Here is a 13,900-nt window from a genome sequence, read left to right on the forward strand (position 1 = left end):
CCTTCGGCCTGGGCAGCGATCTGGCCACGCGCGGCTGGGCGGCGGTCAAGACCGGCACCAGCAAGGACCTGCGCGACAACTGGTGCCTGGGCTTCAGCGACCGCTACACCGTGGGCGTCTGGGTGGGCAAGGCCAGCGGCGAGCCCATGCATGGCGTGAGCGGCGTGAGCGGGGCCGCGCCCGTCTGGGCCACGCTGATGGCCGCCCTGCACGAGGGCCGACCGGCCCGCGCGCCTAAAGCGCCGCCGGGCCTGCTGCGCCTGCCGGTGCGCTTCGAGGGCGTGGGCGAGCCAGGGAGGCCCGAGTGGTTTGTGCGCGGCACCGAGCAGGCGGTGATGCGTGCTGGCGCCCAGACCCGCGCGCCGGTGCTGGCGGGCATTGCCAACCCGGTGGACGGCACCATCTACGCGCTCGACCCGGACATCCCGCCCGCCGCCCAACGTCTGCTCTTCGAGGGCCAGGCCGGCACCTGGATGCTCAATGGCCGGCGCCTGGGACAGGGCGCCCGCCTGGCCTGGTCGCCCTGGCCGGGGCGGCACCAGCTGCAGTTGCTGGACCCGCGGGGTCAGATCTTGCAGAGCGTGCGCTTCGAGGTGCGGGGTGCGGGTTTGAAGCAGGTTCGCTGAGCCGGCGCGGCGCGCATACTGCCGTTCACGACCCCGTTGGACGGGGCAGGGGAGAGGCTTGATGCGCATTTCCATGAGCGGCCGGCGGCATGCTCGCGTCCTGATGCTGCTGCTGGCCCTGGGTGGCACCGCCCTGGGCGCCCAGGCTCAGAAGCTGCTGCGCTTTGCCAGCGCCTTCGATCCGCAGACCATGGACCCGCATGCCCTGGCCCTGGTCTACCACTCGCGGGTGGTGACGCAGATCTACGAGGGCCTGGTCAACCGCGACGAGCAGTTTCGCCTCGCGCCCGCGCTGGCCCTCTCCTGGTCCCAGCAGGGTGCCAGGACCTGGCGCTTCAAGCTGCGCCCGGGCGTGAAGTTCCACGACGGCAGCGCCTTCACCGCCGACGATGTGGTCTTCTCCATCGAGCGGGCCCTGCAGCGCGAGTCGCAGCGCGCCACCCAGCTGCGTGGCGTGCTGGGCGCGCGCAAGGTGGATGCGCTCACCGTGGACGTGCTGCTGGCCGCGCCCGACGCCCTGCTGCCCGAGAAGTTCTGGCTGATCGCGATGATGAGCAAGGCCTGGAGCGAGAAGCTGGGTGTGGCCAAGCCGCAGGACTACAACGCCAAGCAGGAGACGCCGGCCGTGCGCCAGGCCATGGGCACCGGCCCCTTCATGCTCAAGCGCTACGAGGCCGATGTGCAGACCCAGCTGCAGGCCCACCCGGACTGGTGGGGCCGCGCCAGCCACCGCGGCAATCTGGACGAGGCCCACTACCAGGTGATCCAGTCCGATGCCACCCGCCTGGCAGCCCTGCGCTCCGGCCAGGTGGACTTCGTGATCGACCCGCCCTTCCAGGACGTGGGGCGGCTGCGCCAGGAGGGCAGCCTCAAGCTGATGGAGACGGCCGATATCGGCACCCAGTACCTGGCCTTTGACCAGCACCGCGATGAGCTGCCGGGCAGCGATATCAAGGGCCGCAACCCCTTCAAGGACCTGCGCGTGCGCCGCGCCGTCTATCACGCCCTGGACATGGACCTGCTCGTGCGCCAGGTGCTGCGCGGTCAGGCCGTGCCCACGGGCGCCCATCTCTCATCCCTGGTGGATGGGGCCCTGCCTGAGCTGGACAAGCGCCTGCCCCACGACCCCGCGCTGGCGCGGCGCCTGCTGGCCGAGGCCGGCTATCCGCAGGGCTTCTCGGTGGCCTTTGACTGCGTGAATGTGTCCTACCGTCAGGCGGCCTGCCAGGCCATGGCGGCCATGCTGCAGAAGGTGGGCATACGCGCTAATTTCAGCGCCCTGCCCAGCAGCAGCTTCTTTCCCAAGCTGAGCCAGGCCACGGGCAGCCTGCTGGAGTTTGGATGGTCGCCCGGCGTGGATGCCTGGAATGTGCTCAATGCCCTGGTGCGGACCTATGACGCCCGGGTGAGCGGCGCCTTCAATGCCGGGCGCTACAGCAATGCGCGCCTGGACGAAATCATCGACGCCATCGCCACCGAGCCCGATCTGGCCCAGCGCCGCCGCCGCGTGGGCGAGGCCCTGCAGCTGATGCAGCAAGACCTGCCCCTCCTGCCGCTCTACCGCATCAAGCACAGCTGGGTGATGAAGCCCCAGGTGCAGGCCGTGCAATGGCCCAACGGCATGCTGGAGCTGCGCTGGGTACGGCTGGACTGAGCCGGCGCGGCTTTAGCGCGGCCAGCGGCCGAAGGGCTGCTCGCTCAGGCGGCTGTTGTAGTAGCGCTCGTCGCCGGTGACTTCCTCGCCCAGCCAGTCCGGGCGGGTGATGGCCTGGTCTTCGCTGGCCAGTTCCACCTCGGCCAGCACCAGGCCGGCGTTCTCGCCGTGGAACTCGTCCACCTCCCAGCGCAGCCCGTCCTGCTCCAGGGTGTAGCGCGTCTTCTCGATCAGCGGGCCCTCGCAGAGCTGGAGCAGGGCCTGGGCATCGGCCAGCGGCACGGCGTATTCGAACTCCAGCCGGCTCGCGCCCTGGCTGCGCCCCTTGATGGTCAGAAAGGCCTGCTCGCCGGCGATGCGCACCCGCACCGTGCGCTCGGCGGCGCGGTTCAGATAGCCCTGGCTGTAGCGCTGGGCCTGGCCCTGGCGCCAGCCTTGGCCGCGCACCAGGAATTTGCGTTCGATCTCTATCCCCATGGGGCGCATGCTAACGCGCCCCCAGCGTGGCCATCAGCCGCGTGGCGCGCGCCCGTCGGGCCAGTGCGGGTTGAGCAGGGCCCAGACCTCGTGGTCGCGCCAGGCGCCGTCGATGAAGAGATAGCGCCGCGACAGGCCTTCCTGCACAAAGCCCAGGGCCTGGAGCACGGCGCGGCTGCGGTGGTTGTCGGGGCGTACCGCGGCCTGCACGCGGTGCAGGTCCAGCACCGGCCCAAACGCCAAATCCAGCAGGGCGCGCAGCGCCTCGCGCATCAGGCCCTGGCCCTGGGCCGCCTGATCCAGGCTGTAGCCCAGGACCACATTCTGGAAGGGGCCGCGTGAGGGCTGGCTGAGCTGGGCCTGGCCGACGATGCGCTCCGGTTCTTCCTTCAGACTGAACCAGTAGCGCCAGGTCGTGCCCGCTGCAAACGCGGCCTCGCCCTGTGCCAGACGCAGGGCCGTGGCCTCCAGCTCCAGGAAGTCCGGCGGGTAGGGCGGGTCCCAAGGCGCGAAGTGGGCGCTGTTGCGGCGCTGGTAGTCGCACACCGCCGCAGCCAGTGCCACCGAGGGGGCACGCAGCAGCAGACGCTGGGTCCGCAGTTCCAGGGGCGGGACAGCGTTCACGCGCTCAGGCCGCTGTCTTGGGGATGGGCGGTGCGAAACGCAAGCCCAGGGCGATACGGTTCCAGGCGTTGATATTGGCAATGGCGGCGGTCAGATAGCTCAGGCCGGCCGCGCCAAACTCGGCCAGGGCCTTGGCGTACAGCGTGTCGTCCGGGCCTCCCTGCGCAGCCAGGGTCAGGGCCTCGGTCCATTCCAGGGCGATGCGCTCGCGCTCGCTGTAGACGGGGGCCTCGCGCCAGGCCGACAGCAGGTCCAGGCGCGGCGCGTCCATGCCCAGCTGTCGCGCCACATTCAGATGGAACTGCAGGCAGAAGGCGCAGCCATTGAGCTGGGAAGCGCGCAGCTTGATCAGCTCCAGAAGATCGTCTCCCAAGCCCGAGGCCTTGAGGGCCTTGCCCAGGGCCAGCAGGGCTTCGCTCACGCCCGGGGTGAGGGCGGCGAATTCGGGGCGGTCGATGCGGGGACTGGTGCTCATGGCTGCGGCGCTTTGTTGAGGTCTGGGCGGCGATTATGGCGCGCACCCCGGCGCCGCTTTGTGGCGGGTGCGGGGCCAGCGCGCCTGCGGCAAATTGACCCAGGACAGTTTGTCCAAAGGCAATTTGTCCAATCGCGCAAAGGCGCTTGCTTGCGAAGAATGATGAGCTATTGAGTCAGCGCAAGGAGTTGTTTGTGCAGAAGAGGCGCTGGGCCCGAGCCGCCCTGAACCGTTTCGCCGCCACCGCGGCATATGTCCATCCATCGGAGGCTCGTCCATGGATGCGCTGATGCTCGCCCGGATGCAGTTCGCTGCCAACATCAGCTTCCACATCCTCTTCCCCACCATCACCATCGCCCTGGGCTGGGTGCTGCTCTTCATGCGCTGGCGCTGGCTGCGCAGCGGCCAGGCGCACTGGCTCACGGCCTACCGCTTCTGGACCAAGGTCTTCGCGCTGAGCTTTGCGCTGGGCGTGGTCAGCGGCATCACCATGAGCTTCCAGTTCGGCACCAACTGGCCGGGCTTCATGGAGCGGGCCGGCAATATCGCCGGCCCCCTGCTGGGCTACGAGGTGCTCACCGCCTTCTTTCTGGAGGCGGGCTTTCTGGGCGTGATGCTCTTCGGCCATGGGAGGGTCAGTGAGCGGGTGCATCTGTGGGCCACCTTTCTGGTGGCCTTCGGCACCACGCTCAGCGCCTTCTGGATCCTGAGCCTGAACTCCTGGATGCAGACGCCCCAGGGCTACGAGATCATCAACGGCGAGTTCCACGCCCTGAGCTGGTGGGCCGTGATCTTCAATCCCTCGCTGCCCTACCGGCTCACGCACAAGCTGCTGGCCTCGGGCCTGACGGTGGCCTTCTTCCTGGCCGGCGTGAGCGCCTGGCAACTGCTCAAGGGCCGGGTGCAGGCCCACACCGTGCCGGTGCTGCGCCTGGGTCTGGTCCTGGGGGCCGTGCTGATCCCGCTGCAGATCCTGGTGGGCGATCTGCACGGCCTGAACACACTCAAGCACCAGCCGGCCAAGATCGCCGCCATGGAGGGCGTGTGGCAGACCGAGCGCGGTGCGCCCCTGCTGCTCTTTGCGGTGCCCAATGAGGCCGAGCGCCGCAATGACTACGCCCTGGGCATCCCCAAGCTGGCCAGCCTGATCCTCACCCACGAGGCCGAGGGCGAGATCCGTGGCCTGGACGAGTTCCGCGGCGCGCACCCGCCGGTGGCGCCGCTGTTCTACGGCTTTCGCCTGATGGTGGGCCTGGGCATTCTCATGCTGGTCTTCAGCTGGGGCGGGCTGTGGCTGCTGCGCCGCCGCGGCGCCCTGGGTCTGCCACGGCCCTGGCTCTGGGGCCTGGCCCTGATGAGCTTCTCGGGCTGGGGCGCCACGCTGGCCGGCTGGTATGTGACCGAGATCGGCCGCCAGCCCTTCATCGTCTACGGCCTGCTGCGCACCGCCGAGGTGGCCTCCACCACGCCCGGCAGCACCATTGCCGCCAGCCTGGCTGGCTATCTGAGCCTGTATCTAGCCCTGCTGCTGGCCTATGTGGCCGTGGTCAAGCGCCTGGCGGAGCAGCCCGCCGCGGAGTACGGCGGCGCCGCGGTGGCAAGGCCCGTCCTGAACGCCGGGAGTCGTGCATGATGAACCTCGACCATGCCATGCCCCTGATCTTCCTGGGCCTGATGGGCCTGGCCATGCTGATCTATGTGGTGCTGGACGGCTATGACCTGGGCGTGGGCCTGCTGATGGTGGGCGCCAGCGATGCGCACAAGGACCGCATGGTGGCCTCCATCGGCCCCTTCTGGGACGCCAACGAGACCTGGCTGGTGCTGGGCGTGGGCACGCTGCTGATCGCCTTCCCAAAGGCCCAAGGGCTCATCCTCAATGCGCTCTACCTGCCGGTGTGCCTGATGCTGCTGGGCCTGATCCTGCGCGGCGTGGCCTTTGACTTCCGGGTGAAGGTAGACGCGCAGTGGAAGCCGCTGTGGAACCGGGCCTTCATGGCCGGCTCCCTCTTGGCGGCCCTGGCCCAGGGCTGGATGCTGGGGCGTTACATCACGGGGCTGCAGAGCGGCTGGGCTTTTGATCTCTTCGCCGCGGCTATCGCCCTGGCCCTGGCGTCGGCCTATGCCCTGCTGGGTGCGGGCTGGCTGCTGATGAAGACCGAGGGCGCGCTGCAGCGCCTGGCCCTGGCGCGGGCCAAGCAGGCCTGGCCGGCCGTGGTGCTGGGCCTGGCCCTGATCTCGGTGGCCACGCCCTGGGTCAGCCCCACGGTGCGCGAGCGCTGGTTCCAGATGCCGGGCCTGATCGCCCTGATGCCCATCCCCCTGATGTGCGGCTTGGCCCTGCTGGTGCTGCGCGCCCAGCTCAACTCCAGCCGGGTGCTGGGCAAGCTGTGCTGGCTGCCCTTTGCGCTGACGGTGGCGGTGATGGTGCTGGGCTTCTTCGGCCTGGCCTACAGCCTCTACCCCTATGTGATGGTGGACCGCATGACGGCCTGGGAGGCCGCCGCCGCGCCGGCCTCGCTGCGCTTCATTCTGGTGGGCTGTGCGATCAGCGTGCCGGTGATCCTGGCCTACACGGCCTTTGCCTACCGGGTGTTCTGGGGCAAGGCGGGCGAGCTGCACTACGGCTGAGCCCTGCGGCCCGGGCCGCGTGGACCCGGGCCTCAAGGGGCTCCAGGCCCTCTACTCAGGCCGAGGGTGAATCCGCCGGCCCCGGCCACTGCGGCGGCTGCGGGTGCAGGCGCGCCATGCAATAGCTGTCCACATAGCGGCCGTTCACCAGGGCATAGGCGCGCTGGCGGCCCTCGATCTCGAAACCGTGGCGCTGGTAGAGCCGGATGGCGCGCTCGTTGTCCACGAACACGCCCAGCTCCACCCGCAGCACATGGGCCCAGTGGTCGGCGTAGTCCAGCAAGGCGCTCATCAGGGCGCCGCCCACGCCGCGGCCCTGGGCTTCGGGCAGCACGGCCATGCCCAGATGCATCACATGGCGGCGCCTGGGTGAGGGATTGGCCAGCATCAGGCCAGCGCTGCCTACCACCCGGCCGTCGAGCAGGGCCACCAGCTGCAGATCCTGGCTGCGTGCTGGCGCCAGATTGTCCGTGAGGCGCTGCTTCCACTGCTCCTCGCTGCCATAAGGCATTTGCAGCAGGCCCGGCAGCACCTCGGGATGGCTCATCAGCTGGGCCATGGCGGCGGCGTCGCCAACCTGGCTGCGGCGGATCTCGAGGCCGTTGGGGGGCTTGTGCATCTTCTTCTCTCCTTGGATATTGGGGCGGACCGCGCAACAGCATCAAGCGGGGCGAAAATGTGGTCCATGCCCCGACTGACTGCCCTCGATCATCCCGCATCCCAGCCCGAGCCGGTGGTGCCTGCCGCCGCGCGCGGCCAGCCCCAGCCGGCGCTGCGCTTTGCGCTGCGGGCCGGGCCCAGCCGCATCGACGGCCTGGGGGTGTTCGCCGAGGAGACCATTCCCGCGCGGCGCAAGATCGGCGAGATGCGTGGCGAATCCATCTCGGTGCGCGAGGCGCGGCGCCGCGCCAAGGGGCGGGCGCGGGTGCATATCGTGGAGGTCTCGGAGACCCGGGCCGTGGATGCGACCGACTCTCCCGAGCCCCTGCGCAATATCAACCACAGCTGCGGGCCCAATGCGGTGCTGCGCATCCGCCAGGGGCGGGTGGAGTTCTATGCCCTGCGCGAGATCGCGCCGGGCGAGGAGATCACCTGCCACTACGGCGACAGCCACCACGAGGGGCGGCTGCGCTGCCGCTGCGGCGCCCCGAACTGCTCGGGGCGGCTCTAGAGGCGGCTCTAGAGGGCAGGGTAATCAGGCCTGCTCGTCGGACTCGTCTTCGTCCGGCGGCGCGCCTTCCTGCAGCCAGAACAGGCGCAGGTCCTGCACGGAGAACAGGGCGTCGTCGATCAGCACATGCTGGTCCACCTGCACGTCCTCGTCATAGGCCTCGGCGATATAAGCCTGGCGCTGCGGGCCCTCGGGCAGGGCCACGGCGGCCACCGACATCAGCATGGCGTCCAGCATCTGGGCCGGCTCGCTGCCTTCCTCGAAGACCTGCCAGTCGGCCTCGCCGTCCTGCACGGCCTGCATAAAGCCCTCCACCCACATCTGGCCGGCGGCCGGCAGGCGCTCCAGCAGCTCGGGCTTGAGCACGCCCTGGGCCAGCAGTGCGGCCTTGGTGTCCTCGTCGAACTCGGTGATCAGCGGGCTCAGGCGCATGGCCTCGGGATCCTCGATCAGGCCCTGGGGGGCCAGGCTCTCGCCGATCTCGTTCCAGCGCAGGTGCAGGGCGTCCATGAAGGCGTCCAGCTGTTCCTGCTCGGCCAGGGGCGCGGGCCAGTCCTCGCCAAACAGGGCGTCCATGGCATCGGCCGGCGCGGCCTCGAAGGGGCCCACCTGCAGGGCGTGCAGATAGCCGTCCAGGGTGTCGATGGTGACGGCGGGGGCGTCTTCATCGGCCGCGGCGGCCAGCACATGCAGCAGGGCGGCGAGGCGCTCCGCGTTCTCGTGGTCCAGCTCGGGCAGATCGTCCTGCGAACCGTCGGTGTTGTCGTTCATGTTCATGCGCTACTCCAGAAAAAAACAAGGGCCCGTGCGGGGCCCTCGCTGGTGATTTCTCTCTATGACCTCAGAGGCGTTCGCCAACCCAGGCCTGCACGCTGGCCAGGGCCGCGGGCAGGGCCTTGGCGTCGGTGCCGCCGGCCATGGCCATATCGGGCTTGCCGCCGCCCTTGCCGCCCACCTGCTGGGCCACAAAGTTGACCAGCTCGCCGGCCTTGACCTTGGCCACGCTGTCGGCGGTGACGCCGGCGGCCAGCTGGACCTTGTCGCCATCCACCGCGGCCAGCACTATTGCCGCGGTCTTGAGCTTGTCCTTGAGCTTGTCCATGGTCTCGCGCAGGGTCTTGGCATCGGCGCCCACCAGGGTGGCGGCCAGCACCTTCAGACCCTTGACGTCCACGGCCTGACTCAGCAGCTCGTCGCCCTGGGCCGAGGCCAGCTTGCTCTTGGCGGCGGCCAATTCCTTCTCCAGGGCCTTGACCTGGTCCAGCACGGCATGGATGCGGGGCTCCAGCTCGGCAGGCGCTGTCTTGAGCGTGCCCGCCACGGCATTGACCGTGCTTTCCAGCTGCTGCAGATAGGCCAGGGCGTTGTCACCCGTCACGGCTTCCACGCGGCGCACGCCGGCGGCCACGCCGCCTTCGGCCACGATCTTGAACAGGCCGATATCACCGGTGGCCTTGACATGGGTGCCGCCGCAGAGTTCCTTGGAGGAACCGATGGAGAGCACGCGCACGGTCTCGCCGTACTTCTCGCCGAAGAGCATCATCGCGCCGCTCTTCTGTGCGTCGTCCAGAGCCATCACCTCGGCCTTGGCACCGGCATTGGCCAGGATCTCGGCGTTGACGATGGCCTCGACCTTCTTGATCTCCTCGGGGCTCATCGGCGCGTTGTGCGCGAAGTCGAAGCGGGTGCGCTCGGCATTCACCAGCGAACCCTTTTGCTGCACATGGGCGCCCAGCACCTCGCGCAGGGCCTTGTGCATCAGGTGGGTGGCACTGTGGTTGCGAACGGTCTTGGCGCGGGCCTCGGCATTGACCTTGGCCGCGAACACATCACCCGCCTTGATCGTGCCTTCCAGCACGCGGCCATGGTGGCCGAAGACATCGGCCTGGATCTTCACGGTGTCTTCCACCACGAAGCGGCTCGTGTTGTTGCGCAGCTCGCCCTGGTCGCCCACCTGGCCGCCGCTCTCGGCGTAGAAGGGGGTGTGGTCCAGCACCACCACGGCGTCATCACCGGCCCGGGCCTCGGCCACCAGGGCGCCGTCCACATAGACGGCCGTGACCTTGCTGGTCTCGCAGACCAGGTGCTCATAGCCGTGGAAGGCGGTGGGCGTGCCCTGGTATTCCAGGCCGGCGGCCATCTTGAACTTGCCGGCCGCACGGGCCTGCTCGCGCTGGCGGTTCATGGCGGCCTCGAAGCCGGCCTGGTCCACCGTGACGCCGCGCTCGCGGCAGACGTCGGCGGTCAGGTCCACCGGGAAGCCGTAGGTGTCGTGCAGCTTGAAGGCGGTCTCGCCGTCCACCTGGCTGTGGCCCTGGGCCAGGGCGGCTTCCAGGATTTCCATGCCATTGGCGATGGTCTGGAAGAAGCGTTCCTCTTCCTGCTTGAGCACCTCGGTCACGCGGGTCTGGGCCTGGCGCAGCTCGGGGTAGGCGTCGCCCATCTGGTTCACCAGCTCGGCCACGATCTGGTGGAAGAAGGGCTTGCGCGCACCCAGCTTGTAGCCGTGGCGGATGGCGCGGCGGGCGATGCGGCGCAGCACATAGCCGCGGCCTTCGTTGCCGGGGATCACGCCGTCCACGATGGTGAAGGAGCAGGCGCGGATATGGTCGGCGATGACCTTCAGCGAGGGCGAGTTAGCGTCCACTCGGGCGTGTGCCCCTTCTGTTTCCTTTGCGATTCTGGCGTCCCAATCTTGATTGGATTCGCCGGGAAGCCGCGGAACAGACACGGTAGAGCATGCGTTCTCTACACTCCGCTTTGCGCTCGCGATCAGGCCCACAAAGGTGTCGATCTCGTAGTTCGAGTGCACATGCTGCAGCACCGCGGCCAGGCGCTCCAGGCCCATGCCGGTGTCCACGCTGGGCTTGGGCAGGCGATGCATCACGCCGTCTTCAGTCCGGTTGAACTGCATGAAGACGTTGTTCCAGATCTCGATATAGCGGTCGCCGTCCTCGTTGGGGCTGCCCGGGGGGCCGCCAGCGACCTCGGGGCCGTGGTCGTAGAAGATCTCGGTGCAGGGGCCGCAGGGGCCGGTGTCGCCCATCATCCAGAAGTTGTCGGACATGTAGCGGCCGCCCTTGTTGTCGCCGATGCGCACGATGCGCTCGGCGGGCACGCCCACCACCTTGTTCCAGATCTCGTAAGCCTCGTCGTCCTCGGCGTAGACCGTGACCCAGAGCTTCTCGGCCGGCAGCATGAAATGCTGGGTCAGCAGCTCCCAGGCGTACTGAATGGCGTCATGCTTGAAGTAGTCCCCGAAGCTGAAGTTGCCCAGCATCTCGAAGAAGGTGTGGTGGCGGGCGGTGTAGCCGACGTTGTCCAGGTCGTTGTGCTTGCCGCCGGCGCGGATGCACTTCTGGCTGGTGGTGGCGCGGGTGTAGGCGCGCTTGTCGAAGCCCAGGAACACGTCCTTGAACTGGTTCATGCCCGCATTGGTGAAGAGCAGCGTCGGGTCGTCACCGGGCACGACCGGGCTGGAGGCCACGATCTGGTGTCCCTTGGACTCGAAGAACTTCAGAAATGTCTGGCGAATCTCGGCTGCTTTCATTCCGGGGCTTTCCGCTTTAGGACAAGCTAACTGCTTGATTTTTCGGGGCTTTGGATTATAGGGGCGGCCTTCGCCGCGACAGGCTCCTGGCCGCGGTAGAGTGCACGCTCAAGGAGATCCCCGCATGGACAGCAGCAAGACCAGCCCCCTGGCCGCCCTGGAGGACGCCAGCCTGCTTCGCACCCAGGCCCTGATCAATGGCGAATGGGTGTCCGGGCGCAACGGCGCCACCTTTGCCGTGAGCGACCCCGCCACCGGCGCGCATCTGGCCGATGTGGCCAGCATGGGCCAGGCCGAGGTGGAGGCCGCCATCGCCGCCGCCAACAATGCCTTCGCCGTGTGGCGGGCCAAGACGGCCAAGGAGCGCGCCGCCATCCTCTTGCGCTGGCAGCAACTGCTGGTCAAGCATGCCGACGACCTGGCCCGCATCATGACGGCCGAGCAGGGCAAGCCCCTGGCCGAGGCGCGCGGCGAGGTGATCTACGGCGCCAGCTTCATCGACTGGTTTGCCGAGGAAGGCAAGCGCATCTATGGCGAGACCATCCCCACCACCGACCCCAGCAAGCGCTATCTGGTGCTCAAGCAGCCCATGGGCGTGTGCGCGGCCATCACGCCCTGGAACTTCCCGGTGGCCATGATCACGCGCAAGGTGGCGCCGGCCCTGGCCGCGGGCTGCTCGGTCATCATCAAGCCGGCCGAGGCCACGCCGCTCTCGGCCCTGGCCGTGGCCGAGCTGGCCCAGCGCGCCGGCATGCCCTCGGGCGTGCTGAATGTGCTGACCGGCGACGCCGAGGCCTCGGTGGAGATCGGCAAGCTGCTTTGCGCCAGCGATGTGGTGCGCCATCTCTCCTTCACCGGCTCCACCGAGGTGGGCCGCATCCTGATGGCGCAATGCGCGCCCACCATCAAGAAGCTTTCGCTGGAGCTGGGCGGCAATGCGCCCTTCATCGTCTTTGACGATGCCGATCTGGACAGCGCCGTCGAGGGCGCCCTGGCCAGCAAGTACCGCAATGCCGGCCAGACCTGCGTCTGCGCCAACCGCTTCTATGTGCAGGAGGGCGTCTACGAGGCCTTTGTGGAGAAGCTGGCGGCCAAGGTGGCGGGCATCAAGGTGGGCAATGGCTTCGAGGCCGGCGTCAACCAGGGCCCGCTGATCGACGACCAGGCCGTGGCCAAGGTGGAGACCCATGTGGCCGATGCCCTGGCCCTGGGCGCGCGCCTGGTGACGGGCGGGCGCCGCCTGCCGGACCTGGGCGAGCGCTTCTACGAGCCCACCCTGCTGGCCGATGCCTCGCCCCAGATGCTGTGCTCGCGCGAGGAGACCTTCGGCCCCGTGGCCCCGGTCTTCCGCTTCAAGACCGAGGCCGACGCGGTGCAGCTGGCCAATGCCACCGAGTTCGGTCTCGCCAGCTACTTTTACAGCCGCGATATCGGCCGCATCTTCCGGGTGGGCGAAGCCCTGGAGTACGGCATGGTGGGCATCAACACCGGCCTGATCTCGGTGGCCGAGGTGCCCTTTGGCGGCGTCAAGCAAAGCGGCTTGGGGCGTGAGGGCTCGCGGCATGGCATCGAGGACTATGTGGAGCTCAAGTACCTCTGTTTGGGGGACATCAACAAGTAGCGAGGCTTCGCCCCTGCCTGTAGGCTGAGGGACTTGGATCAAGAGGAGTCACCATGGACGATCTGACCCAGGACTTCAGAGAGCTGCTGGGGCGCCCGCCGCGCCTGTTGCTGGCACACGATGCGCCGCAGGAGCTGGAGCGTCTGCAAAGCCTGTTTGCGCACGACTGCGAGGTGTTCGGGGCCGGCTCCGGCGCCGAGGCCCTGGATCTGGCCCGGGCGCAGTGGCCGGATCTGGCCCTGCTGCACGCCGGCCTGCCCGACCTGGGCGGTGAGGCCCTGTGCCGCTTGCTCAAGAGCGACCCGGCCCTGGCGACCCTGCCCGTGCTGCTCTTGTGCGAGCAGCCGCTGGACGAGGCGGGCGAGCGCCGCGCCCTGGAAGCGGGGGCGGCGGATCTGCTGAGTCCGCCCTGGCAGGCCGTGCTCTTGCGACGGCGGGTGCGCAACCACCTGACTCACAAGCTGCAGGGCGAGCTGCTGCACGAGCTGGCTTTTGTGGACGGGCTGACCGGACTGCACAACCGGCGCTACTTCGATGAGCGGCTGGAGTGCGAGCTCAACCGCGGCCGGCGCAATGGCACGCCGCTGGGCCTGCTGCTGGCCGATGTGGACTGCTTCAAGCTCTACAACCACTACCAGGGCCACCAGGCCGGCGACAACGCCCTGCTCGGGCTGGCGGTGGCCCTGCACAGCTCGCTCAAGCGTCCCGGCGATCTGGTCTGCCGCGCGGGCGGGGCACGCTTTGCCGTGCTGCTGCCCGAGACCGAGATGGCGGGCGCCGAGCGCGTGGCCCAGCGCTTCGAGGAGGCGGTGCGCTCCCTGCGCATCCCGCATGAGCACAGCAGCGTGCCGGGCGGCGGCTTGAGCCTGAGCGTGGGCGGCGTGGTCTGCGTGCCCGGAGCACGCCATCACGGCGCCGGGCTGATGGCGGCAGCCGAGGCCCAGCTGCAAGAGGCCAAGCGCCAGGGGCGGGCACGCAGCCAGCTCCAGGCGGCCTGAGTTTTATCGGCCTGAGTCTTAGGGCTTGGGCGCGCGGCGTCCCAAAGCCAGACCGGCCAGGCCCAGCGCCAGGCTC

Annotated in this window: 12 protein-coding genes and 1 pseudogene; 7 read left to right on the top strand and 6 right to left on the bottom strand. The window is 68.7% G+C overall.

Annotated features, from left to right (window positions below):
- Together ACK5F2_RS15845 and ACK5F2_RS15850 are read left to right on the top strand one after the other, a co-directional pair.
- A pseudogene (locus tag ACK5F2_RS15845) lies at positions 1-626 on the top strand (penicillin-binding protein 1C); the annotation flags it as partial.
- A gap of 61 nt (positions 627-687) precedes the next feature.
- The gene (locus tag ACK5F2_RS15850; RefSeq protein WP_409866301.1) at positions 688-2,280 is read left to right on the top strand and encodes an ABC transporter substrate-binding protein; all 1,593 of its coding nucleotides are present in this window, start codon (positions 688-690) and stop codon (positions 2,278-2,280) included.
- Positions 2,281-2,292: 12 nt separating this feature from the next.
- Here the strand turns inward: ACK5F2_RS15850 and ACK5F2_RS15855 are convergent, their stop codons facing one another.
- From ACK5F2_RS15855 to ACK5F2_RS15865, 3 genes are read right to left on the bottom strand one after another with little or no spacing between them, the layout of a single operon-like run.
- Positions 2,293-2,757 carry a CYTH domain-containing protein gene (locus tag ACK5F2_RS15855; RefSeq protein ID WP_409866303.1) on the bottom strand — a complete coding sequence of 155 codons (465 nt, stop codon included), beginning with the start codon at positions 2,755-2,757 and terminating at the stop codon, positions 2,293-2,295.
- A gap of 33 nt (positions 2,758-2,790) precedes the next feature.
- Positions 2,791-3,381, bottom strand: a complete 591-nt coding sequence (locus ACK5F2_RS15860; RefSeq protein ID WP_409866306.1) for a GNAT family N-acetyltransferase — start codon at positions 3,379-3,381, stop codon at positions 2,791-2,793.
- Between the two features lie 4 nt (positions 3,382-3,385).
- On the bottom strand, positions 3,386-3,856 hold the full coding sequence (locus ACK5F2_RS15865) for a carboxymuconolactone decarboxylase family protein (RefSeq protein WP_409866309.1): 471 nt from the start codon (positions 3,854-3,856) through the stop codon (positions 3,386-3,388).
- Positions 3,857-4,133: 277 nt separating this feature from the next.
- On the opposite strand from ACK5F2_RS15865, the gene ACK5F2_RS15870 reads away from it, so the two are divergent.
- Together ACK5F2_RS15870 and ACK5F2_RS15875 are read left to right on the top strand one after the other, a co-directional pair.
- Entirely contained in the window at positions 4,134-5,489 is a 1,356-nt protein-coding gene (locus ACK5F2_RS15870; protein WP_409866312.1) for a cytochrome ubiquinol oxidase subunit I, read from the top strand.
- On the top strand, positions 5,489-6,484 hold the full coding sequence (locus ACK5F2_RS15875) for a cytochrome d ubiquinol oxidase subunit II (protein WP_409866330.1): 996 nt from the start codon (positions 5,489-5,491) through the stop codon (positions 6,482-6,484). Before ACK5F2_RS15870 ends, ACK5F2_RS15875 begins: the two co-directional genes overlap by 1 nt.
- A 55-nt stretch (positions 6,485-6,539) precedes the next feature.
- Here the strand turns inward: ACK5F2_RS15875 and ACK5F2_RS15880 are convergent, their stop codons facing one another.
- Positions 6,540-7,103 carry a GNAT family N-acetyltransferase gene (locus tag ACK5F2_RS15880; protein WP_409866314.1) on the bottom strand — a complete coding sequence of 188 codons (564 nt, stop codon included), beginning with the start codon at positions 7,101-7,103 and terminating at the stop codon, positions 6,540-6,542.
- Positions 7,104-7,169: 66 nt separating this feature from the next.
- Between ACK5F2_RS15880 and ACK5F2_RS15885 the strand changes: the two genes are divergently transcribed.
- A complete protein-coding gene (locus tag ACK5F2_RS15885) occupies positions 7,170-7,655 on the top strand; it encodes an SET domain-containing protein (protein ID WP_409866317.1) in 486 nt (161 codons plus the stop codon).
- A 24-nt stretch (positions 7,656-7,679) separates the two neighbouring features.
- On the opposite strand, the gene ACK5F2_RS15890 is transcribed toward ACK5F2_RS15885, so the two are convergent.
- Complete coding sequence (locus ACK5F2_RS15890; protein WP_409866320.1) at positions 7,680-8,432, bottom strand: UPF0149 family protein; 753 nt, start codon at positions 8,430-8,432, stop codon at positions 7,680-7,682.
- Positions 8,433-8,496: 64 nt separating this feature from the next.
- On the bottom strand, positions 8,497-11,205 hold the full coding sequence (gene alaS, locus ACK5F2_RS15895; RefSeq protein ID WP_409866322.1) for an alanine--tRNA ligase: 2,709 nt from the start codon (positions 11,203-11,205) through the stop codon (positions 8,497-8,499).
- Positions 11,206-11,329: 124 nt separating this feature from the next.
- On the opposite strand from alaS, the gene ACK5F2_RS15900 reads away from it, so the two are divergent.
- Both ACK5F2_RS15900 and ACK5F2_RS15905 read left to right on the top strand, forming a co-directional pair.
- Entirely contained in the window at positions 11,330-12,826 is a 1,497-nt protein-coding gene (locus tag ACK5F2_RS15900) for an NAD-dependent succinate-semialdehyde dehydrogenase (protein ID WP_409866324.1), read from the top strand.
- Between the two features lie 53 nt (positions 12,827-12,879).
- Positions 12,880-13,824: a GGDEF domain-containing protein gene (locus ACK5F2_RS15905; protein ID WP_409866327.1), complete on the top strand. Its 945-nt coding sequence runs from the start codon at positions 12,880-12,882 to the stop codon at positions 13,822-13,824.
- Positions 13,825-13,900: the final 76 nt, after the last annotated feature.

Source organism: Roseateles sp., assembly GCF_046300915.1.
Classification (GTDB): domain Bacteria; phylum Pseudomonadota; class Gammaproteobacteria; order Burkholderiales; family Burkholderiaceae_C; genus Kinneretia.

What these genes read in the sequence shown, in the direction of transcription:
- ACK5F2_RS15850 (WP_409866301.1), top strand. Translation starts at nt 688, where the DNA reads ATGCGCATTTCCATGAGCGGCCGGCGGCATGCTCGCGTCCTGATGCTG.
- ACK5F2_RS15855 (WP_409866303.1), bottom strand. Translation starts at nt 2,757, where the DNA reads ATGGGGATAGAGATCGAACGCAAATTCCTGGTGCGCGGCCAAGGCTGG.
- ACK5F2_RS15865 (WP_409866309.1), bottom strand. Translation starts at nt 3,856, where the DNA reads ATGAGCACCAGTCCCCGCATCGACCGCCCCGAATTCGCCGCCCTCACC.
- ACK5F2_RS15870 (WP_409866312.1), top strand. Translation starts at nt 4,134, where the DNA reads ATGGATGCGCTGATGCTCGCCCGGATGCAGTTCGCTGCCAACATCAGC.
- ACK5F2_RS15875 (WP_409866330.1), top strand. Translation starts at nt 5,489, where the DNA reads ATGAACCTCGACCATGCCATGCCCCTGATCTTCCTGGGCCTGATGGGC.
- ACK5F2_RS15880 (WP_409866314.1), bottom strand. Translation starts at nt 7,103, where the DNA reads ATGCACAAGCCCCCCAACGGCCTCGAGATCCGCCGCAGCCAGGTTGGC.
- ACK5F2_RS15885 (WP_409866317.1), top strand. Translation starts at nt 7,170, where the DNA reads ATGCCCCGACTGACTGCCCTCGATCATCCCGCATCCCAGCCCGAGCCG.
- ACK5F2_RS15890 (WP_409866320.1), bottom strand. Translation starts at nt 8,432, where the DNA reads ATGAACATGAACGACAACACCGACGGTTCGCAGGACGATCTGCCCGAG.
- alaS (WP_409866322.1), bottom strand. Translation starts at nt 11,205, where the DNA reads ATGAAAGCAGCCGAGATTCGCCAGACATTTCTGAAGTTCTTCGAGTCC.
- ACK5F2_RS15900 (WP_409866324.1), top strand. Translation starts at nt 11,330, where the DNA reads ATGGACAGCAGCAAGACCAGCCCCCTGGCCGCCCTGGAGGACGCCAGC.
- ACK5F2_RS15905 (WP_409866327.1), top strand. Translation starts at nt 12,880, where the DNA reads ATGGACGATCTGACCCAGGACTTCAGAGAGCTGCTGGGGCGCCCGCCG.